Consider the following 19,398-nt stretch of genomic DNA (forward strand, 5'->3'; position numbering starts at 1 on the left):
CCGCTATAGGAAGAGTCTGATGTTAAAACCCTTATATACACTTTTACTTGGTTGCATGTTCATGCTGCCAATAACAACAAATGCGATGAATATTAAGGATTATCATAAGGATGTGATGACAAGTGAGAATGGTCAGGTCGACTGTACTGCCTGTCATGGTGATGTAAAGCGTAAGACCATACCTGATGCCGCAGTGTGCGCTAACTGCCATGGTTCTCCTCAGGATGTGGCTAAACTGACTAAGCGACCTGAAGACGCGGGGCATTCGGTTGAGCCCAATCCCCATGACAGTTTACATTACGGTTCTGATTTACCATGTACCTACTGTCATCAAGAACATAAAGAAAGCAAAGTTTATTGTAATCAATGTCATGAATTTACTTATCCTAAAATGAAGCGATAGTTTTAAGATTTTGTCACTTTGCTTTGTCGTCTATTTTATTGGGCAATGCACTCGCCGAAGGTGAGTGCATTTTTTGCAAAAAAAAGAGTAAACCAAAACGGTTTACTCATACGGAAATGGGTCGTTAAAGCTTGCCAAAATCACTCAACTGATGAGGAGCAGGCATATAATCTCAGCATTAACTTAATTAGCCCTTAAAGCTCATATTTATCTTAGGGTGTCGCCTCGGTTTAAGCTGATGAGCTTATCCAGTATGCGTTCTCCATCCATGCGGATGCCGTTATGTTCATATTCTGATGTTAACCAATACTTTAGCCTGCCAACTTGTTTTGTGGTTTCTAAACTGTATTGCATCTCTACAAACATATCTTCACTGTAAATGGCCGCTGCAACAGGGACTCGGTTTTGTGCCAGTTGCTCTAGATTGTAAAGTGTTGGCCAATCTGATTTATGGGCAAGGATTTCTGCCGCGGCTTTAAGCGGCACTAAGTGACTAAATTGGTCAAACATCCATGGGTATATCATCTCACCTGTGAATAAAAACGGTTTACCTTGTTGATAGTTAAAGGCGGGGAATTGCTGTCTAACCCTGTGTGCCGACCATTGTGAAGCCGAGTGTTGACAGTAGATGGCTTCATGCAACAGGGCAAAAATCGGGTTAGTGTTGTAATCGAGCATTTGACCGAAATGATTTAAAAATAACGGGTTAACGACTGTCCCTGAAGCCGTGTTGATCAAGGCTTGTTCAAGCAAATAATAAACCGATTCAGGCCCTTGCTCCATTCCAATATTAATACCCAGCAGTTGCAGCATTTCAACCGTGAGGCGTTCACCCGTTGCCAAATACACTTCATTTTCAAGCAAATGTTTTGCTAAGCGAGTGACGAGATGTTGAGCATCGTGGAAGCGTTGGAAAAATTGTTTATTCTTCGCCAGTACGCGTTGATAAGTCGCAAGATAGACGTCGTCGCTGCTACGGGTTAATGATGGTATGCCACCCGTGATATAGGCTTCACTGACGCCTTGAGGGGCGGCGCTTAAATAATGTAACACGCAAAATCCCCCGAAACTTTGGCCGAGAATCGCCCACTTATCGGCGGGACAAAGCTGGGCACGAATCGTTTCGGCATCACGAATGATATTGTCAGCCCTGAAATGGCTTAGGTAATCCGCTTGAGCTGCGGGATCTAAGTGTTGCAGGCTTTGGTAATTAATCGGTGTTGATAAGCCTGTGCCACGTTGATCGAGTAATAACACCCGATATTCTTTTAATGCGCGGCGGATCCAGCCGCTGTTGCTGGCGGGACGCATGGCCGCAAATCCAGGGCCGCCTTGAAAAAATACGATATAAGGTAGTTTTTTATCTTTGTTTTCTGGGCTACAGAGTTCTCTGGCAAACACTTGGATTTGCTCTGCAATTGGATTTTGATAGTTGAGGGGCAAGGTAAAAGTGTGTTTCTTCGCCAGCACTCCGGCGAGAATAATATCGGGTTTCATCAAACAACCTTAATGGCAGAGGATCATGTTATTGTGATTGGCAGATTGTATACCCAAATAAGCTGAAGATGCAGTAACCTAGGCTACCTGAAACGCGTATCTTCAGCTAACTTGGGTATAGACAAAATAGTTTATGTCGTAAGCTAGGATTATTTGATTAGCTTTTGGTGAAGATCAATTTTTTGGATATAAATTTGAGCCATGATGAGTTTCTTAGCGTAATCTATCGCTTATGGATAACACGAGATTGAAGCTATGAAGTATCAGATTATTCCAGTGACACCTTTTCAGCAAAATTGCAGCTTGATCTGGTGTGAAAAAACCAAGGGTGCTGCGGTTGTGGATCCTGGCGGTAATATTGACAGGATCCAAAACGAAGTGGCGAAACTTGGACTCGTCCTTGAAAAAATCCTCCTTACCCATGGGCATATCGATCATGTCGGTGGTGCAAAAGCCCTAGCGAAAGCCGCTAATGTGCCGATTATTGGCCCGCATATTGCTGATAAATTCTGGATTGATAACTTACCTAAGCAAAGCCAAAATTTTGGTTTTCCCCATTGCGATGCCTTTGAACCGGATCAATATCTACAGGATGGCGATATTGTTAAAGTGGGCGAGCAAAGTTTATCTGTGCTGCATTGCCCTGGGCATACGCCGGGACACATTGCACTTTTCTCTGCCCAATCTAAGTTGGCGTGGGTGGGGGATATTTTGTTTCGAAGTTCTATCGGTCGCACCGATTTCCCCCAATCAAATCATCAGGATTTAATTCACTCGATCACCGAAAAACTGTGGCCCTTAGGTGCCGAGGTTGAATTCATTCCTGGGCATGGTCCTATGTCGACCTTTGGCGAAGAGCGCGAGCATAACCCCTTTGTCGCGGACCAACTTTTACTGTAATTGAGACGCCATTCAGCATTGCTTGATTTGTGAGCGATAATCACTCGCAAATCAAATGATTATTTCAGCTAATAAACCAACCTTTTTTATGTTTTCTGTTTTTCCTTCTAGACTTAAAGCAGTTCTTCCGTCTACTGGGGTAAGTATGAAAACAAAAACAATGATGAGCGTGGTCTTTTCGACCATAGTCGCGAGTGCCGTGATTTCTGCGGTATTGAGCTTCAATGTTAAGTCTAAAATCGATCTCTTTAATGATGCGGCTAGCGTCCGATATCAGTCCTATCAAGTCGCCGATGAGTTAAGACAAAGTTCTGATGACCTAACGCGTCTCGCTCGAACTTACGCTGTTACGGGTGATGAAAAATACGAAAAAATGTATATGGATATTTTGGCTATCCGTAATGGTGAGAAGTCTAGACCTGAAAAATATCACCAGATTTACTGGGATTTGGTGCTGAGCTATGGCGATAAGCCAAAACCCGACGGTGCTAGCATTGCGATAAACACGCAAATGAAGTCCCTCGGTTTTTCTGATGAAGAATTCCGTTACCTTGAACAAGCCCAGCAAAACTCAGATGCGTTAGTCGCCCTCGAAGTGAAAGCCATGAATGCCGTCAAAGGTATTTTTATGGACCCCAACACCCAAACTTACACGATCAAAGGTGAGCCTAACTTAACCATGGCGAGGGAGTTATTACATAGCGACCAATACCACAGAGAAAAAGCTAAGATCATGCAGCCGATTGATGAGTTTTTTACAGCATTGGATAAACGTACCGATGGTGATGTGAATAACCGACTCGATTCCCTGCATGCAGCATTAAACTGGTCCCAACTGGTGTTATTTATCGTGATTTTAGCCGCCGTTGGCGGATTTATTATCGTTAAGAGCAGGATTGTGACTCCCTTAGTGCAGACCTGTGTTGAATTGCTCGATATTCAGCGCTCTAAAAATCTTGCGCGGCGGATCTCTGTTACGACTCAGGGGGAAATTGGTGAAATCGTTAATCAAATCAACTTGTTTATCTCTTCCCTTGCCAGTTCATTATCGACAACGGATGGTATTGCAAAAGAGGTGGCTGATTTAGCGAAGCAAACTAAAGCATCAATTCAAATTTCGCGTGAAAGCTCAAATCGAGTGGCGAGAGAACTGGACGCCAGCGCCAGTGCGATGGAAGAAATGACCACGACCTTAGTGCATGTAAGTGAGAGCACCTCGAACGCTGAAAGCCGCGCCGCCGAAAATGAAACGCATGTCACTGTAGGTAAACAGACAGTATCGGAAGCGTTGAAAGCCATGTCGGTATTAGAAACTGAGTTTAGGAATACTCAAGACTCTATGTCACATCTAGTGAACGAAAGTACCCAAGTCAGCAATGTGTTGAGTGTGATTAAGGCGATTGCTGAGCAGACTAATTTGCTGGCACTGAATGCCGCGATTGAAGCCGCACGGGCCGGTGAGCAAGGACGAGGCTTCGCTGTGGTAGCTGATGAGGTTCGATCATTAGCCCAGCGCACTCAAGATTCCACCAAGGAAATCGATGATATTGTCGCAAGCCTTCAAAGCCGTACCAATCAAGTGGGTACATCAGTGACTCAAGCGGCGACGCTAATGCAAAAGGCGGGGGTAGAACTGCAACGTATCGTGGCAGTATTTGAGGATATTCGCCATAGTACGGAAGCGATTCATGGGATCAATACTCAGGTTGCCGCTTCAACCGAAGAACAATCCTTGGTTTCTAAAGAAATCGCTTCGAGCATGATGGTGATCCGCGATAATTCCCGTGAAGTATCACAGATTATCGAACAGATTGAATCGACATCCATTAGTCTAGACAACCAATCCCAGATACTGCGCACTAAGGCGGGGGAATACCAGTTTTAGATAAATGTGATTGATTTGCGAACAAATGCCACTCAGACATGGACGTCAATTCTTCCTCTTTAACTTCCCCTGAACATATTTTATGCTTCAACACTTTTTGAAATCTATTACTCCTTTCAATACGCACACGCCTTTGCTAACTTGGTTGTCCATATGTTTAATGCGAGCGTTTGACGAAGCAGTTTTATTTGCTGATAAAACTTGCGTCAAGCTTTGATGACAAATAGACGTCGATAGCTGCGTTATTAACGGTTGATAGTTTCAATAGCGATAAGCGCATTAAATTTTTTAAATCTCCCTAACCCAATGGAGTCCTTGCGGATGGATCACCAAATCGAAGATTTACTAGAGCATTGGCTACCACTGGCGGATGACGCTTGGGTGCTTGCGGTGATCACCCAAATTCAAGGTTCGGCCTATCGTAAACCCGGTGCCATGATGTTGTTCCATGAGTTTGGTCAAGGCGTGGGTATGTTAAGTGGCGGCTGTTTAGAAGCCGATTTACGTCGCCATGCTCAAAATGCCATGCAGACTAAGCAAGTCATGTGCGTCACCTATGATGCAAGCGATGAGTCCGATGCCAGCTATCGACTCGGTTGTGGTGGCATAGTAGATATCATGTTGATCCCTCTGCTAAAAGAGAATCATGATCTTGGCTTAGTTGAGCTAGTGCAGGCATTTCGCCACGGTCGGTCGGGTTTTTACCAATTGCCTTTAGTCAAAGCAGGGACGGATGCGCGCCAGTATCACGCTGCGTTTTATTCTGAGGAGTTGACGCCATTCCCCGCCAGCGATTTTGTACGCACGGGCGTCTTCACCCAAGACGCGGGAGAATCACTGATTATTCCCTTGAGACCAAGATTCCATCTTGGGATCTTTGGCGGTGGTATCGATGCTAAGCCCGTTGCCGCCATGGCCCACACTTTAGGTTGGCAAGTGACTGTTTTCGATGGTCGTACCGCCTATGCCAGAGCGGCGGATTTCCCCCATGCCCATATAGTGAAACTGACCGCGGGGGAATTAACCGCGAATCATATCGCTCAATTGGATTGCGCCGTGGTGATGAACCATAACTTGGGCTTAGATGCTGCGGCATTAAAGGTTATTCAAGCGCATCCGCTAGCCTATATCGCCTTGCTTGGTCCCGCCCATCGACGGGATAAAGTGCTTGGAATGGCAGGGCTCAGTGCTGAATCTTTTTCTGGGGTATTTTCTGCTCCCGCGGGGCTTGCCCTTGGCGGCGAGTTACCGAGTGCCGTGGCGTTAAGTATTTTGGCCCAGTGCCACGGCGTGCTCCATGGCGCAACCTTAAAACATCTCGATGAGATAATGCGTTAATGACGTTGCCGCCAGTACAAAAGTCTTCTGTACTAATGTCTACAGCGCCAAAGTCGGCAGCGCTAACGTTGACAGAGCAAACGCCACTTTCATCCAAGCGGCTGCTGATTGTGGTACTTGCGGCCGGCGAGAGTAAGCGCTTTGACGGGGTAAAGTTAGCGCAACTTCTACCATCACATAGCGCTACGAAAATTCGCGAACAAACCATCATTTGCACTCATGTTGAGCGTTTACAGCAGCTTAGTTGCCAAGATTTAGGTTTGGATCGCAAAGACACTCATTCGCTCCAGCATACGCCTTTGTTAATCATACTCGGTGCTCATCAGCACATATTGCAGCCATTATTAGTCGAGCTTCATTCCCGCCAACCCTTTGATATTTTAGTTAATCCACAGTGGCAAACAGGCTTGGCATCCTCAGTGAGTTTGGCGGCAAGCTATGCCAAAGAGCAGGGCTTTGATGCCATGCTGCTGACATTGGCAGACCAAGTGGCCTTGAGTGCAGACGATTATCGACAACTGATTTTGACATGGCATGAAACCGGTAAAGACGTTGCCGCCCATTATTTGGATGATTTAGGCGTACCAGCTATTTTTAATGCCTCTACATTACCGCAGTTCACTCACTTGAGTGGTGATCGCGGGGCTAAATCGATTCTAAAACAACAAGCACAGCGGGGAGCGTTAGTCGCTATAACACTACCCCGCGCCGCAATTGATATTGATACCCAAGCCGATCTTGCGTCGTGGTTGGCACTTAAGGAGTGAGTTATGGCAGAAGTATTATCAACCACTGCAGTTATCAAGGAAGTCAGTACCGCCGCTTCCACCCAAACACTTTTCATCAACGGTAAATCATTTACCTTAGATGCCGATCCTAAGATGCCAATCCTGTGGGCGTTACGGGATATTTTAGGGCTCACGGGCACTAAATATGGTTGTGGTGCAGGGCTATGCGGTGCTTGCACTGTGCATTTAGACGGCCAACCTGTGCGCACCTGTTTAACCAGTTTGGGGCAGGCACAGGGAAAACGTCTGACAACAATTGAAGGGCTGGATAATCAAAAGCTTAAAAATGCTTGGGCCGAACATAACGTGCCCCAGTGCGGCTATTGCCAAGCGGGACAATTGATGTCGGCTGCGGCGTTAGTGGCGCAGCATCCGAAACCTTCTGCAGAACAAATCAACTCTGCCATGTCGGGGAATATCTGCCGCTGCGGCACCTATCCTAGGATCAAAGCCGCACTGCAAAACTATGCCAAACAGGAGGGCTAATATGAGTACTTTTACTGCCGTAGAAAATATCAGCCGCCGCGACGTGTTAAAACTGTTTGGCGCAGTAGGGGGCGGATTAGCATTAGGGGCGAGCGGACTAACATGGAGCCCCATGGCGCTGGCGCAGGATAAAGAAGCGCGGCTGAATCTGTTTATTGCCATTGGTGAAGACGACAAAGTGTACCTCACTTGCCATCGCTCCGAGATGGGACAGGGGATCAGAACCGGTATTCTGCAAGTCTTAGCCGAAGAGTTAGAAGCGGATTGGGATAAAATCGTCCCCATTCAAGGCTTAGCTGATAAACGTTATGCCAGCCAAAACACTGACGGTAGCCGCAGTATTCGCGAAAATTACGACCGCATGCGCCAGATGGGGGCGATGGCAAGAACCATGCTAGAGCAGGCCGCCGCCGCACGTTGGAAAGTTCCCGTGAGCGAGGTGCATACCGCCGACCATAAAGTGTTGCATGCTAAAACGGGCCGCTCGGCCAAGTTCGGCGAGTTAGCGTTAGCCGCATCAGAGCAACCCGTACCTGCCGTTGAGTCGTTAACCTTTAAAGAGGTTAAAGATTTCAAGCAGATTGGTGCATCACGCCAAATCGTTGATATGGATGCCATGTTAAGCGGCAGCGCGATTTATGGTTACGATATCAAACTCGAGGGCATGCTCTACGCCAGCATCATGCGTCCGCCCGTGCTTGGGAGCGATGTGGCAAGCTTGGATGATACCGCAGCGCGCAAAGTGGCCGGTGTCGTGGATGTGTATCGTTTGCCCGCCGCTAAGGGCGCACCCGCGTTTCAGGCTTTGGGCGGCGTTGCTGTCATCGCCACAAACACGTGGAGTGCCCTTGAAGGGAGCAAAGCTTTAAAAGTCACTTGGACTCAGGCCGACAATAGTCAGCATGATTCAAGCCTTTATTTGAAAGAGTTGGTCGAGCGGGTACAGCAAAGCGGTAATGTCGTGCGCCAAGTTGGTGATGAGATCAAAAACTGGCCCGAGGCGAATACGTTAAAGGCGGTTTATACCGTGCCTTATTTAATTCATTCTTCTATCGAGCCGCCCGTTGCTACTGCCCATGTGACTGAAAAGGGCTGTGAAATCTGGGCATCGACCCAAACGCCGCAAAGTACCCAGCAAAATGTGGCCGCTGCACTGGGTATGGAAGAAGATGCGATTAAAGTGAATGTCACCCTATTGGGTGGTGGTTTTGGGCGTAAATCCAAACCTGATTTTAGTGTTGAAGCCGCGCTGTTATCGAAGCAATTCAAGCGTCCAATTAAAGTGAGTTGGAGCCGCGAGGATGAGATCCAAAACGGTTATTACCATGCTATCAGCGCCCAGTCCTATAAGGCGCTGTTCGATACCAATAACAAACCGACCGCGCTTTTAGCCCGTACGGGATTCCCATCGATCAGTTCAACCTTTGCCGAAGGGGTAGAATATCCCTCTGGCGGTGAGTTGGATTTAGGCTTTGTGGATGTGCCCTTTGCTTTGCCAAATTTAAGATACGAAGCGGTAAAAGCGCAGGCGCACAGCCGTATTGGTTGGATGCGCTCTGTGTGTAACATTCAGCACGGTTTTAGTGTCGGCAGTTTTGTCGATGAAATGGCTCATCGTTCTCAGGTTTCTTGCCCTGCAATGTGGCGTAGCCTGTTAGGTGAAGCAAGGCGTGAGACCTTTACCGACCAACAGTTCACTTACGGCAACTATGGCGAAGAGCTCAATCGTCACCCTGTGGACGTCAGTCGCTATTTTGGGGTCATTGATGCGGTCGAAAAAGCCCAAACTAAGGCGCCCAAGGCGGGTAAAAATCAGGGCTGGGGGTTTGCCGTGCACCGCAGTTTTGTCAGTTATGTCGCCGTGGCTATGCTGGTGGAAGTGAGTGAGGATAAACAGCTTAAAGTGCTAAATGCCATCGCTGCTATCGATGCGGGCACGATAGTTAACCCTGATAGGGTAAAAGCACAGACAGAAGGTGCGATTATATTTGGCCTGAGTTTAGCCTTGATGGGGGAAATCACTTACAAAGAGGGCAAAGTGCAGCAATCGAATTTCCACGATTATCCTTTGCTGCGACTTCCCCAAACCCCCGATATGGAGATCATCATTATTGCATCCGATGCGCCGCCCGCAGGCGTGGGTGAGCCGGGTGTACCGCCCGTCGCCCCAAGTTTGACCAATGCAATTTTTGCGGCGACGGGGCAGAGGATCCGCGATCTTCCCGTGAATAAACTATTGCGAGTGTAAGTGTCGGCAAGAGGGTTAACTGAAAGCCGTTTGAACAAAAAAGCGCCTAATAAGCGCTTTTTTCGTTTTTTTACCACAAAAAATTTGCTTGTTAGCGATTTTACGGGCATTAATGCCGAAAATTAGCAATAGATCAGGTTTTTGTTACCAAAATAGAGGTAATTTAACCAATATGTTTACCCAAGCTACCTCAAAATACACATTTTAGAGCGCCCAAGGGTATTAAACTTCCGTGAATAGAATTACTAAAGGGGTCATCCATGGAAAATCGTTGGCAAGTCGCTATTTCTGCCGGCCTATTGGCGGCTATTTGGTGTGGCGTCGCAGATGCTTTTCATCTGGTCACTTGGATCGGCTTTTTAGGTTGTAGCACTTTTTTTGCTCAACCTAAGGCTGGCTTTCAGGGCGTGATGATGGCGTGGTGCACAAACCTGTCCGGTGTATTTTGGGCTTGGCTCATTATCTCGGGTAGCAGCTTTTTTATTTCGCCCGTATTTGGGTATATTTTTACCGGCATAGCCACTTCGGCCATGTGTTTACAGGCAAGTTATCAAAAGCTTAGCTTTATTCCCGGCGCATTTATTGGCTGTTGCACTACCTTTGCTATGGCGGGTGATGTGGCCAATGTCGTGCCGTCGTTGATCATTGGTGGCTTATTAGGTTTTAGCATGAGCCTGTTAACGGGGCAGTTGGTTACTCTGACACAAAAGTTGTCTGCCGCCACACGTAACCAAGTTGCTAGCGCTGATTAGCATAATACCTGCTCAGATCTTATGACTGACATAGTTGTCGTGACAATCTGAGCTATACTGCTGATTTAGTGCCAAATAGCATTTTGTTCTTAGGAATTATCAAGATGAAACAAATCCAGTTTCGTACCATTGATGCCATATTGATCAAGTTCAGTCTCAACGGAAAGTTTTGGGTAGTGTGTTCTATGGTGGCGCTGATCACGGCCGCCGTGGCGCTTGTCAACTATCAACATGCGCACCGTAACCTTGAGCAGGCCTCTATCGCTCGGGTTCAAGCTAGCGTCGATACCCTAGCGCAAGTTGCAATGGCGCAAAAGCTAGAAGCTGACGCCTTATCTCAATTTGCCAGCCAATACGGGTTAACTGTAACTTCAAGGCAAAGTGACGCGCAGCGTCAAGGGGATAAAGTGACGGCCAGTGCCAGTGTGTCAGGCCAAGCCTTACAACTGACGCAGAATGTCCATGAGTGGGAAGCCGATGCGCGTAGCGATGCTAACTTTATGTTCTGGTTAGCATTAGTGGGCTTGTTGCCTTTATTCCAACTGAGTTACTGGATTTCGACTTCACTCGGTGGTGGATTATGGGATATGTACTTAGCCATCAAACGCTTAGCCGATGGTGATTTGAGCTTTAGATTAAACTTCTTTGGTACTGACGATTTCAGTTTGATTGCCCGGGAAATCGATCGCTGCGCCGACAATATGAGTGAAATGGTGTCAGCCATTGGCAAAAATGCACAGACCTTATCATTGGCATCCGATGAATTTAATCAACAGGCGGCCACCAGTGATAAACTGATTGGGTTCCAACATCAATTCCTCGATTCCGTTGCCGTGGCGATGGCACAAATGACCTCAGCGATTGAAGAAGTCTCTGTTAATGCGAGTAATACTTCGTTGCAAACCAAGGAAAATTCAAGCCAAATGTTGGCCAGTCGTGGGCGTATTAGCCATACAGTGGAAAGCATTGGTTTACTCTCAACTAAGATTGGTGCGGCGTTTTCATCGGTGGAACAATTGTCTAAGGATGCGGCGAGTATCGATGCTGTAGTCACAACCATTAACAGTATTTCCCAGCAAACCAATTTATTAGCCTTAAATGCGGCCATTGAAGCGGCCCGTGCCGGTGAGCAAGGTCGTGGCTTTGCTGTGGTAGCCGATGAAGTGCGTACCTTAGCGGGTCGAACTCAACAGGCCACGGTAGAAATTCAGGCCATGATTGAAGGCTTACAATCTGGCACGAGTCGTTTATCTAGCATTACCATGGAAATAGTCGATCAGGCCGATGAAGGTCGCAGTGCGATTATCGCCGTCGGTGATGATGTTCAAGGCATGGCGCAATCGGTCAATGCGGTATTTGATATGAGCAGCCAAATTGCCGCCTCGGCGGAAGAGCAGAGTGTCGCCGCTCGCGACATTGCCGGACAATTGAATGAAATCCGCCATCAGTCGGAAACTATCAAACAAACAGCCCAGCGCAGTGTGACCTTAGCTAATGATCTGCACCATGCCTCGGTCGAGTTAGATGGCATTTTAAAGCAGTATCATACTAGCTAATGTTCACCTTCAAAGTGGAACGTTCGTATTGGTCGCAGAGGCATAAAGTCCGATACTGAGTCTCACATTGAGTATTAACCTATCATCTGAAAATGGCGGAAATCTTAGATTTCCGCCATTTAAATTTGGAAGAACCCAAAGAACTATTTAGTTATATTGCCTCATTCCGTTCTATCAGCATGACATTATCTAAATTGACGGTAATAGATTTCAGGGGAGAAAGTTATGTCTGAAAATGTCCTTTTTGCGGAGGGTATTTCACTGTGGTTGAAATGGTTGGCGGTGGAAATCTGTGTTTTGCAAAAATAGAATTTTAGGAAATTAATTGTTTCTATGTGAATGATTATGTTAACCTTTATTGGCCATATCTAAGAGGGATATCAAGCAATTTTAAATTGTTCGTTGATGATAAACGCTCACCAGAGTATCACTTGTTCGCCTCGGTCAATTAAAATTGGCTTGGGACGCCGCTTAATGTTAGGCAACAATAATTATGAATAACGATCCATTTCGAAACCCGACAGATACCGAAATAACCAGCGCTGAAAGCAAACTGGGCATCAGTTTTCATGACGACTACCGATCATTTTTGAAGTCTCACAACGGCAGCACTAATGAAGAATGGTCGAATCTTTCTGCATGGCACAAGCAGGTTTGTGTAGACCTTGAGTGACTGTGATAGCATAAATAGTGGTTCAAATCGTTCGCTCCGCTCTCAGTGATGGGTTAAAGCCTGCCCCTTAGCCAAACGTTAACCCATACAAGCATTTAAAGCGGGACTGCTAACAGTTTGCTCGGCTTCGCTACACAATTTTAGCAAACGATTATCAGCCCCTTAAATGGGCGTTAAGCATTATGAGCAAATATCGAGATAAATTCGAATATCCGGAAAATCCAGCAAGTGCTGAAGAAATTCAGGTTCTTGAGAAATGGTTAGGAACAGATCTTCCGAGTGAGTATAAGAAGTTCTTGCTTGAAACTAATGGGGCAGAAACTTCGATTGGCGTGCAAGAACCAGATGACTCAGTTGTGCTCTGGAGCGCTAAAGAGATATCCGAATTAACAGAAGCCTATTGCTACGAGCAATACTTGCCTGGGTTGGTTGCTATTGGTTCAGATGGTGGGGGAGAGTCAATTGTCTTCGATACCACACATAATATAAGCTCAGAAGACTGGCCAGTTTATAGGGTACCTTTCGGCGATTTAACGAAAGAGTCTATGGTATTGTTGGCGGCAAATTTCAAAGAGTGGGTTTCCAGTGGTTTTTCGCTCAAGTTCGAAAATGTTTAACAAGGCCAGTCAATCTGACCTCCGTAAACTGTCTTCTTTTTTGCAAAAAGACGTAAAAAAGCTTCCAACTCACTCCGGCAGTTGCTGGTGGCGTTATGTTTAAAGCGGTAGAAATTAGAAAGAGGGCATCGATATGTCAGGAGAGCGAATATCGGGTGATGGAGAACGAGAACGATGTCCTGTACATGGGCATACGAGAAGGCTATCTAGCAAAGAAATTAATGAGATTAAGCACGCTGTAGAAGTTGCTAACTCACAAGCTAAACGTAAGGGCGTTACACCTAAAGATCCTCAAATTGGTCTTTTCAGTTGTAAATGTAATTGCTTCTATGTGAAAGTTGAATAATGATCCATCAATATGTTGATAGTATTATCAGAATGCGAACATAACAAATTGCTGTATCTGACATTTTTCCGTTCCTTCTTTTTTGTTTGATAACACAAAAGCTTCTACTCCAAAAATGCAGCTGAGCAAGGCGTTACACCATAGAAATTTCTATGCGAAATTCACTTGTTATAGCTGATGACCTAATACGCTTTTGTCCCAAAGCATGCTACCTATTTCTTTAAAAAAAAACAGGTTTCGCCAATGCTAAACAGGTGAGCCTTGGTGATTTGCGAGACGACCGTCCGCCCCATAGCCGCTCTTTGGCGTTCATGCCATCGCGGCATTTGTGAATCCTTTCACATCAGATGGGGCGGTTGAGCATCCACGGATGGATTGGCTGCGAGTCGACGAGCAAATACCATGGCAAGCATGTGTGAGTGGATATCTGCAAACGCTAAACTCCTCACAACTAAAATTATTGGTCCCCAAACACTCGTCTTCAAGACATATCTGTCCAAAAGTGAATTACGTTCAGTTTCAAACCTGACTCATTAACTATTCATCGAACGACAAAGATAAAATATGTTTCGCCCATAAAAAAACATCGACCTAAGCCGATGTTTTATATCTACTAAGATGATCGAACGTTAGCGGGTTAAGCCTCTTTGAACGTGCTCCAGATGGGCGCGTGATCTGAGGGTTTATCTATGCCGCGCAGATCGTAATCGACGTCGGATTCGACTAAACGTGCTGCCAGTGAAGGCGTTGCTAAAATCACATCAATACGCAGGCCGCGGTTGTCATCGAACCCTTTGCTGCGGTAATCGAACCAAGAATAACGTTCGATGCGCTCTGGATGTAATTGACGGAAAGTGTCGATTAAGCCCCAGTCTTGTAAGGTTTTTAACCACTCACGCTCTTCCGGTTGGAAGCTACATTTGCCGGTTTTTAGCCAACGCTTACGATTGACTTCACCTATGCCTATGTCTAAATCGGTCGGCGAAATATTGATGTCACCTATGATGGCGATATCTTCATCGTTGCTGTGATTTGTCTGCAAGTAGTGCATTAAATCCTGATAAAACTTACGTTTAGCAGGATATTTTGTGGGGTGGTCTATGCTTTCGCCCTGGGGGAAATAGCCGTTGAACACAGTCAATGGACGACCATTCGCTTGGGTAAATGTGCCGATAATCATGCGGCGCTGGGCATCTTCATCATCGCTTGGAAAACCCTTTTGCAGTTTTTCTGGTGCGACTTTAGACAGCATGGCAACACCATAGTGAGCTTTACCGCCGTGGTAATGCACTTGATATCCCATGGCTTCGACTTCGGCTAATGGAAACGCCTCATCGTGCACTTTGGTTTCTTGCAGGCCGATAATGTCGGGCTGGTGGCTATCGATTAAGGCTTGCAATTGATGCAAGCGTGCCCGCAGACCATTGATGTTAAAGGACACTATTTTCATTAAGGCAGGACTCGTTTAAAGGGTTTAACCACAACACTTTGGTAAACGCCCGCTTCGATATAGGGATCGGCATCAGCCCAGTGTTTTGCTGCCACTAAGGATTCAAAATCTGCGACAACCAGTGAACCACTAAAGCCTGCATCACCTGGGTTTTCGCTGTCGATGGCTGGGTGTGGGCCAGCGATCAGTAAACGACCTTCATCGGCGAGGGCTTGCAGGCGAGCTAAATGGGCTGGGCGTGCGGCTAAACGTTTTTCTAAACTATTCTCAAAATCTTGAGCTGAAATCATATACCACATTATTTGAGTTCCTTGCGTTGATCTTCGGGAAGGTGTTTATAAAGATAAAATACGGTCAGGACAGTATTAATTAAGGTTAAAGCGGTTAAACCAAACACTTTAAAATTGACCCAAGTTTCTAATGGCAAACTAAAGGCGACATAAATATTGACTAGGCCACAAGCGGCGAAAAAGATCACCCAATACCAAGTTACGCGAGCCCAAATTTTGTCGTCTACTTGCATTTCTTTGCCTAACATCGACTTTAATATCGATTTATTGAGCAATTGACTGACACCTAAGGCGATGGCAAACAAACTATAGATAATGGTCACTTTCCACTTGATAAAAGAATCATCGTGAAACACTAAAGTGAGTGTGCCAAACACTGTCACCATCGCAAAGGTGATTAAGTGCATCTTTTCAAGTTTCTTATATAGCGCATAGGTCACGATCAATTGAAGCGCGGTGGCTGCGATCAATGCGCCGCTGGCGATATAAATATCGAAAAATTTATAAACGGCAAAAAAGATGACGAGGGGCAGGAAATCAAGCAGTTGTTTCATAAATAATCATGTTAAAGAGACATGGGCTTGAGTGTAGCATGTGCAACATAAGGGCAAAAGCACCATGGGCCTAGGATTGCGATTTTGCCCATTAAATGGGTTTAATGGGCAAGTTAGACTTGTGCCTGTTTGGTTGCGTTTGTCTTAGCGTTAGGGCGACTTCGTAGTGGGCAATCGTGGCATTGGCCAGTGTTGGCGAGTTGATATCTTAGGCAGCAAGTACGGCGAATGCAGTGGAGGTTTGTGCAGCCTTCTTTGGGTTCAACAATCAAATTGATGCTGTTATACAGTGGATTTTGGGTGCCATCAAAAAAGGTCGTTCTGCGAAACAGAGCTTGCTTAAGTTGCTGACTCTGCTGCTGAGATAATCCCAACTCACCTAGATACCAGTGGATCAGATAGCCTAAGTGACTCCAATATAATTTAGCGGGCACGGGGCTCAAAGTGAGTAGGCGCTCAACACTCGGTTGCAGTAAGTTTAAGATAAAGCCTTGTAGGGCGAGTTCTTTATCAACTGGCGGCTTATATGAAGTTAATGGCGAGTGTACCTTAGTGTCTGTCTTGAAACTTGGCTTAGTGTTTGTTTGGGCAAGTGGCTCGATGCCGTGGTATTTTTTAAAGGTCAAAGCGGTATTTGGCTGACGATTTGCGATGTTAAATTCAAATTTTGCCACTCGGCCACTGGCGTGTACCTGCATAAAAACGGACTGTGGCTGCCAGTGAATCGGCTCGAAATCGGCTTTTTTTGCGTTAAAAATCCACTCCATCACAGGCGGAACTAAAAGGCCAAAATACCATTGACCCCAAAGTGAATGCAGCGCTTTGCGAGTGTCTTTTCTACTGGCCGTAGCGCTTTTACTGACTAAGGCGCTTTTACTGGCGAAAGCGTGCGCTCGGCTGTTTGCAGCTGTTTTAGTCGCCTCGGTTTCAGCTTCAGTTACAGTTTCAGTTTCACTCTGAGTTTCTGCGCTAGGGTGTGCGATGGCAAAACGTGCAATGATTTTTTGATAAGTATCGACGTTACTCCATTCATCAAAACTGAGCCCTGTAGGTGACTGCGTTGCGCGAAGGTGCTCGCCATAGAAGGGTGCCCGTTGATGTAACAGCTGATTGAGTGTCAAAATGGTGTGATTCAAACCGTCTTGGCTGAGCGATGTATCGCGCAAGAGTTGCAGTCTGGTGTCTCTCCGTTGGCTTGCCATAGTGACTCCTTAATGGCTGTGATTGATTGCCGCGGTTATCGATAAGTCCATGTAAATGATTACCTTGCGAGCCCAAGATTTGGGCTCACAAGGTTTTTCGAACGATCTCAATATAAATCTGACTTAGAAGCGATAGTCCAAGGTTAAGCTGGCACTTCGCGGCGTACCGTATTGGAATTGACTATATTGACCGACTTGGCTGTAGTAGCTTTTATCTAAGGCGTTGTGCAGGTTTGCGCTGAGCTTAAGCTGCTCTGTGAAGGCGTAACTCGCCATTAGACTCGCTAGTGCGTAAGAGCCTTGCTCGACTTCGACTTTGCCAAGTGGCGAATTAACTGTTTGGTAGACGCGGCTCTGCCAGTTAACCCCCGCACCTATTTGCAATTTATGCCAATCACCGCCAAAGGTATAAGTGGTGAAGAGTTTTAACTGCTGACGTGGTGACGTGGTACTGATACGTTTGCCTTCAGGATCTTCGCTAGTGAACTGGGTGTAACCTAAGTAAAGATTCCAGTCATCAGTGATTTTACCCGTTGATTCAAATTCGAATCCCTGTGTTTTTGTACCGTTTACGCCTTCATACACTTGCGTTGTTGTTCCTGGGATCACATCGCCAGTGCTGACTCCGACATTGTCTTGTCTGATCTCAAACACCGACAGCGACATATCTAAAGCCTCATCGAACAGGCTCGCCTTAATCCCGCCTTCGTAGTTTTTCCCTTTGACCGGATCTAGATAGCTTTTATCGATTTTTTGCTTAGTTTGCGGTGCAAAAATATCCGTATAACTGGCATAGAGCGAATATTGCTCGGTCAGGGCGTAGGTGAGGCCGAAGTAAGTGGTGAGTTCGTTGCTGATGTTGAAATCGTAGCGGCTGCCAAAGTTATCTTGGTCGGTTTCCCACTCATTGAGGCGTAATCCGACGAGGACAGCTAACGCGTCGCTGAGATTAAGCTGAGTCGCTACATAGGCTGCACTCTGTTTGGTTTCGCCAAATGAACCCGTGGTATAGGTTTCCTTCCATTGAGGTTTTGGATATTGGAAGTTCGGATCGCGAAAATCCCCCAAAGGCGGTACTGCCGCAGTGGGATAATAGTAGGGATTGGCGAACTCTTGGCGTTGGCCATTCCAGCCAAACATCAATTGATGTTCCTGACCAAAGAGTTGGTATTGTCCTTCGGCGCGCAAATCCACATTGTGTTGGGTGCGACTGCCGTCGACATAGGCGATAGAGCCTGCAGTGGCGCCGATATTGGTTACAGGATCAGGATATCCCTTGGCCCATAGTACATCGAACTCCAATGAGTTATCGCCGTAGGTGTAAGTCCCTTTTAGGTTCCAACCGTTATCTAATCTGTGTTCGAGACTCGCAAAGGTGTTGAGTCCTTGGGTATGCGCCGAGCCCCAATCGGGCGCCGTTGAAGTGGCACGATCATAATTAGTGCGACTGCCATCGCTGTAAAATAGCGGTAAACCGCCCGACATAGTGCCGCTCGGCGTAGCATCTTGGTAATCGACACCAAGGGTGAATAAGGTGCTATCGCCAATATCGGTTTCGACTATGCCGTATAGCGTTGTGCGCTGCTGCTCGTACCTGTCTTGGAATGAATCTTTATCCTGATAGGCGGCCACCAAGCGACCGCGCACAGAACCCGAGTCATTTAAGCCGCTGGAAACATCGACCATACCGCGCACATTATTCCATGAGCCCACACTTAACGAGGTGTTGCCCATAAACTCTTGAGTCGGGCGTTTACGGATAAGGTTAATCGCCGCCGAGGGATTACCTGCACCTGTCATTAAACCTGTTGCGCCGCGTACCACTTCTACTCGCTCGTAGATGGCGGTGTCGATCAGATTATCGCCATAGTTGAAGCGGGTATCGTAGGTGGTTGGCACGCCATCGTACAAAATGCTGGTCACGGCAATGCCGCGGGCACTAATACTGTATCTGTCGTTATCCATTGGGCGGGCATTGATCCCCGCAACGCTGGTCATGGCATCAATCACGCTATTAAGCTGTTGATCATTCATCATTTGGCGGGTGATAGACGTGACCGATTGCGGCGTTTCTAGATAGGATAAATCGAGCCCAGTTGCCGTGTTCATCGCTTGGGTTTTATAACGGTTGTCGTGTAAGTCCTTAGCGCCAATGACATTGATGACTTCAATTTCTTTCTGGTGCTTTTTAGTCTTACTATCCGCATCGACAGTGTCAGCTGTGGCATGGGGAACCGTGGCTAACATGGCTGAGCACAGCAATAGCTTCGGGTTAACGAGGGCTTGCCGACAGACGAGTGCGATGCTGGAGAGAGGAAAAGTCTTCATAATGTTGATCTTTAATTCCGTTTAGGTTGGGGGTTAAACAAGCTGGGCCAACATTGGCCCATGCTAAAGTTTCGGGGTTATCCAC

General features: G+C 46.5%; 17 protein-coding genes. 11 read left to right on the forward strand and 6 right to left on the reverse strand.

Annotated features, from left to right (window positions below; translation table 11 throughout):
* Positions 1-19: 19 nt before the first annotated feature.
* Positions 20-403, forward strand: coding sequence for a cytochrome c3 family protein (locus L5M17_RS07145; protein WP_173244080.1), 384 nt, complete (start codon positions 20-22; stop codon positions 401-403).
* A 207-nt stretch (positions 404-610) separates the two neighbouring features.
* Here the strand turns inward: L5M17_RS07145 and L5M17_RS07150 are convergent, their stop codons facing one another.
* Positions 611-1,900, reverse strand: coding sequence for an alpha/beta fold hydrolase (locus L5M17_RS07150; protein ID WP_028761020.1), 1,290 nt, complete (start codon positions 1,898-1,900; stop codon positions 611-613).
* Between the two features lie 255 nt (positions 1,901-2,155).
* On the opposite strand from L5M17_RS07150, the gene L5M17_RS07155 reads away from it, so the two are divergent.
* The 10 genes from L5M17_RS07155 to L5M17_RS07195 all read left to right on the forward strand — a co-directional run bounded on the left by L5M17_RS07155 (position 2,156) and on the right by L5M17_RS07195 (position 13,143).
* The gene (locus L5M17_RS07155; RefSeq protein ID WP_263146279.1) at positions 2,156-2,800 is read left to right on the forward strand and encodes an MBL fold metallo-hydrolase; all 645 of its coding nucleotides are present in this window, start codon (positions 2,156-2,158) and stop codon (positions 2,798-2,800) included.
* A gap of 145 nt (positions 2,801-2,945) precedes the next feature.
* On the forward strand, positions 2,946-4,685 hold the full coding sequence (locus tag L5M17_RS07160) for a methyl-accepting chemotaxis protein (protein WP_028761018.1): 1,740 nt from the start codon (positions 2,946-2,948) through the stop codon (positions 4,683-4,685).
* Between the two features lie 321 nt (positions 4,686-5,006).
* Positions 5,007-6,023 (forward strand): XdhC family protein, encoded by a 1,017-nt coding sequence (locus L5M17_RS07165; RefSeq protein ID WP_263146282.1) that lies wholly within the window; start codon positions 5,007-5,009, stop codon positions 6,021-6,023.
* The gene (locus tag L5M17_RS07170) at positions 6,023-6,790 is read left to right on the forward strand and encodes a nucleotidyltransferase family protein (RefSeq protein ID WP_411568934.1); all 768 of its coding nucleotides are present in this window, start codon (positions 6,023-6,025) and stop codon (positions 6,788-6,790) included. Before L5M17_RS07165 ends, L5M17_RS07170 begins: the two co-directional genes overlap by 1 nt.
* Before the next feature lie 3 nt (positions 6,791-6,793).
* A complete protein-coding gene (locus L5M17_RS07175; RefSeq protein ID WP_263146287.1) occupies positions 6,794-7,297 on the forward strand; it encodes a (2Fe-2S)-binding protein in 504 nt (167 codons plus the stop codon).
* A gap of 1 nt (position 7,298) precedes the next feature.
* Positions 7,299-9,545: a xanthine dehydrogenase family protein molybdopterin-binding subunit gene (locus tag L5M17_RS07180; RefSeq protein ID WP_263146290.1), complete on the forward strand. Its 2,247-nt coding sequence runs from the start codon at positions 7,299-7,301 to the stop codon at positions 9,543-9,545.
* Positions 9,546-9,805: 260 nt separating this feature from the next.
* Positions 9,806-10,297: a DUF1097 domain-containing protein gene (locus tag L5M17_RS07185; RefSeq protein WP_263146292.1), complete on the forward strand. Its 492-nt coding sequence runs from the start codon at positions 9,806-9,808 to the stop codon at positions 10,295-10,297.
* Between the two features lie 104 nt (positions 10,298-10,401).
* Positions 10,402-11,853, forward strand: a complete 1,452-nt coding sequence (locus tag L5M17_RS07190; protein ID WP_263146294.1) for a methyl-accepting chemotaxis protein — start codon at positions 10,402-10,404, stop codon at positions 11,851-11,853.
* Positions 11,854-12,346: 493 nt separating this feature from the next.
* A complete protein-coding gene (locus L5M17_RS23125; RefSeq protein WP_411568935.1) occupies positions 12,347-12,526 on the forward strand; it encodes an SMI1/KNR4 family protein in 180 nt (59 codons plus the stop codon).
* Between the two features lie 182 nt (positions 12,527-12,708).
* Positions 12,709-13,143 (forward strand): SMI1/KNR4 family protein, encoded by a 435-nt coding sequence (locus L5M17_RS07195; RefSeq protein WP_263146297.1) that lies wholly within the window; start codon positions 12,709-12,711, stop codon positions 13,141-13,143.
* 983 nt (positions 13,144-14,126) lie between these two features.
* Here the strand turns inward: L5M17_RS07195 and xthA are convergent.
* The 5 genes from xthA to L5M17_RS07220 form a co-directional block, all read right to left on the reverse strand.
* Positions 14,127-14,939 carry an exodeoxyribonuclease III gene (xthA, locus tag L5M17_RS07200; protein ID WP_028761009.1) on the reverse strand — a complete coding sequence of 271 codons (813 nt, stop codon included), beginning with the start codon at positions 14,937-14,939 and terminating at the stop codon, positions 14,127-14,129.
* On the reverse strand, positions 14,939-15,238 hold the full coding sequence (locus tag L5M17_RS07205) for a YciI family protein (protein WP_028761008.1): 300 nt from the start codon (positions 15,236-15,238) through the stop codon (positions 14,939-14,941). The genes xthA and L5M17_RS07205 overlap by 1 nt, the downstream gene beginning before the upstream one ends.
* Positions 15,238-15,783 carry a septation protein A gene (locus L5M17_RS07210; RefSeq protein WP_028761007.1) on the reverse strand — a complete coding sequence of 182 codons (546 nt, stop codon included), beginning with the start codon at positions 15,781-15,783 and terminating at the stop codon, positions 15,238-15,240. Before L5M17_RS07210 ends, L5M17_RS07205 begins: the two co-directional genes overlap by 1 nt.
* Positions 15,784-15,896: 113 nt before the next feature.
* Positions 15,897-16,985, reverse strand: coding sequence for a siderophore-iron reductase FhuF (fhuF, locus tag L5M17_RS07215; RefSeq protein WP_263146298.1), 1,089 nt, complete (start codon positions 16,983-16,985; stop codon positions 15,897-15,899).
* A 123-nt stretch (positions 16,986-17,108) separates the two neighbouring features.
* The gene (locus tag L5M17_RS07220) at positions 17,109-19,313 is read right to left on the reverse strand and encodes a TonB-dependent siderophore receptor (RefSeq protein WP_263146300.1); all 2,205 of its coding nucleotides are present in this window, start codon (positions 19,311-19,313) and stop codon (positions 17,109-17,111) included.
* Between the last annotated feature and the right edge of the window lie 85 nt (positions 19,314-19,398).

The sequence above is a fragment of the Shewanella sp. SW24 genome (genome assembly GCF_025653395.1).
GTDB lineage: Bacteria > Pseudomonadota > Gammaproteobacteria > Enterobacterales > Shewanellaceae > Shewanella > Shewanella oncorhynchi.

Excerpts from the sequence above, each read along its gene's own strand:
- L5M17_RS07180 (WP_263146290.1), top strand. The coding sequence starts at position 7,299 with ATGAGTACTTTTACTGCCGTAGAAAATATCAGCCGCCGCGACGTGTTA.
- L5M17_RS07165 (WP_263146282.1), top strand. The coding sequence starts at position 5,007 with ATGGATCACCAAATCGAAGATTTACTAGAGCATTGGCTACCACTGGCG.
- L5M17_RS07195 (WP_263146297.1), top strand. The coding sequence starts at position 12,709 with ATGAGCAAATATCGAGATAAATTCGAATATCCGGAAAATCCAGCAAGT.
- xthA (WP_028761009.1), bottom strand. The coding sequence starts at position 14,939 with ATGAAAATAGTGTCCTTTAACATCAATGGTCTGCGGGCACGCTTGCAT.
- L5M17_RS07155 (WP_263146279.1), top strand. The coding sequence starts at position 2,156 with ATGAAGTATCAGATTATTCCAGTGACACCTTTTCAGCAAAATTGCAGC.
- L5M17_RS07205 (WP_028761008.1), bottom strand. The coding sequence starts at position 15,238 with ATGTGGTATATGATTTCAGCTCAAGATTTTGAGAATAGTTTAGAAAAA.
- L5M17_RS07170 (WP_411568934.1), top strand. The coding sequence starts at position 6,023 with ATGACGTTGCCGCCAGTACAAAAGTCTTCTGTACTAATGTCTACAGCG.
- L5M17_RS23125 (WP_411568935.1), top strand. The coding sequence starts at position 12,347 with ATGAATAACGATCCATTTCGAAACCCGACAGATACCGAAATAACCAGC.
- L5M17_RS07160 (WP_028761018.1), top strand. The coding sequence starts at position 2,946 with ATGAAAACAAAAACAATGATGAGCGTGGTCTTTTCGACCATAGTCGCG.
- L5M17_RS07175 (WP_263146287.1), top strand. The coding sequence starts at position 6,794 with ATGGCAGAAGTATTATCAACCACTGCAGTTATCAAGGAAGTCAGTACC.
- L5M17_RS07190 (WP_263146294.1), top strand. The coding sequence starts at position 10,402 with ATGAAACAAATCCAGTTTCGTACCATTGATGCCATATTGATCAAGTTC.
- L5M17_RS07145 (WP_173244080.1), top strand. The coding sequence starts at position 20 with ATGTTAAAACCCTTATATACACTTTTACTTGGTTGCATGTTCATGCTG.
- L5M17_RS07150 (WP_028761020.1), bottom strand. The coding sequence starts at position 1,900 with ATGAAACCCGATATTATTCTCGCCGGAGTGCTGGCGAAGAAACACACT.
- fhuF (WP_263146298.1), bottom strand. The coding sequence starts at position 16,985 with ATGGCAAGCCAACGGAGAGACACCAGACTGCAACTCTTGCGCGATACA.
- L5M17_RS07185 (WP_263146292.1), top strand. The coding sequence starts at position 9,806 with ATGGAAAATCGTTGGCAAGTCGCTATTTCTGCCGGCCTATTGGCGGCT.
- L5M17_RS07220 (WP_263146300.1), bottom strand. The coding sequence starts at position 19,313 with ATGAAGACTTTTCCTCTCTCCAGCATCGCACTCGTCTGTCGGCAAGCC.
- L5M17_RS07210 (WP_028761007.1), bottom strand. The coding sequence starts at position 15,783 with ATGAAACAACTGCTTGATTTCCTGCCCCTCGTCATCTTTTTTGCCGTT.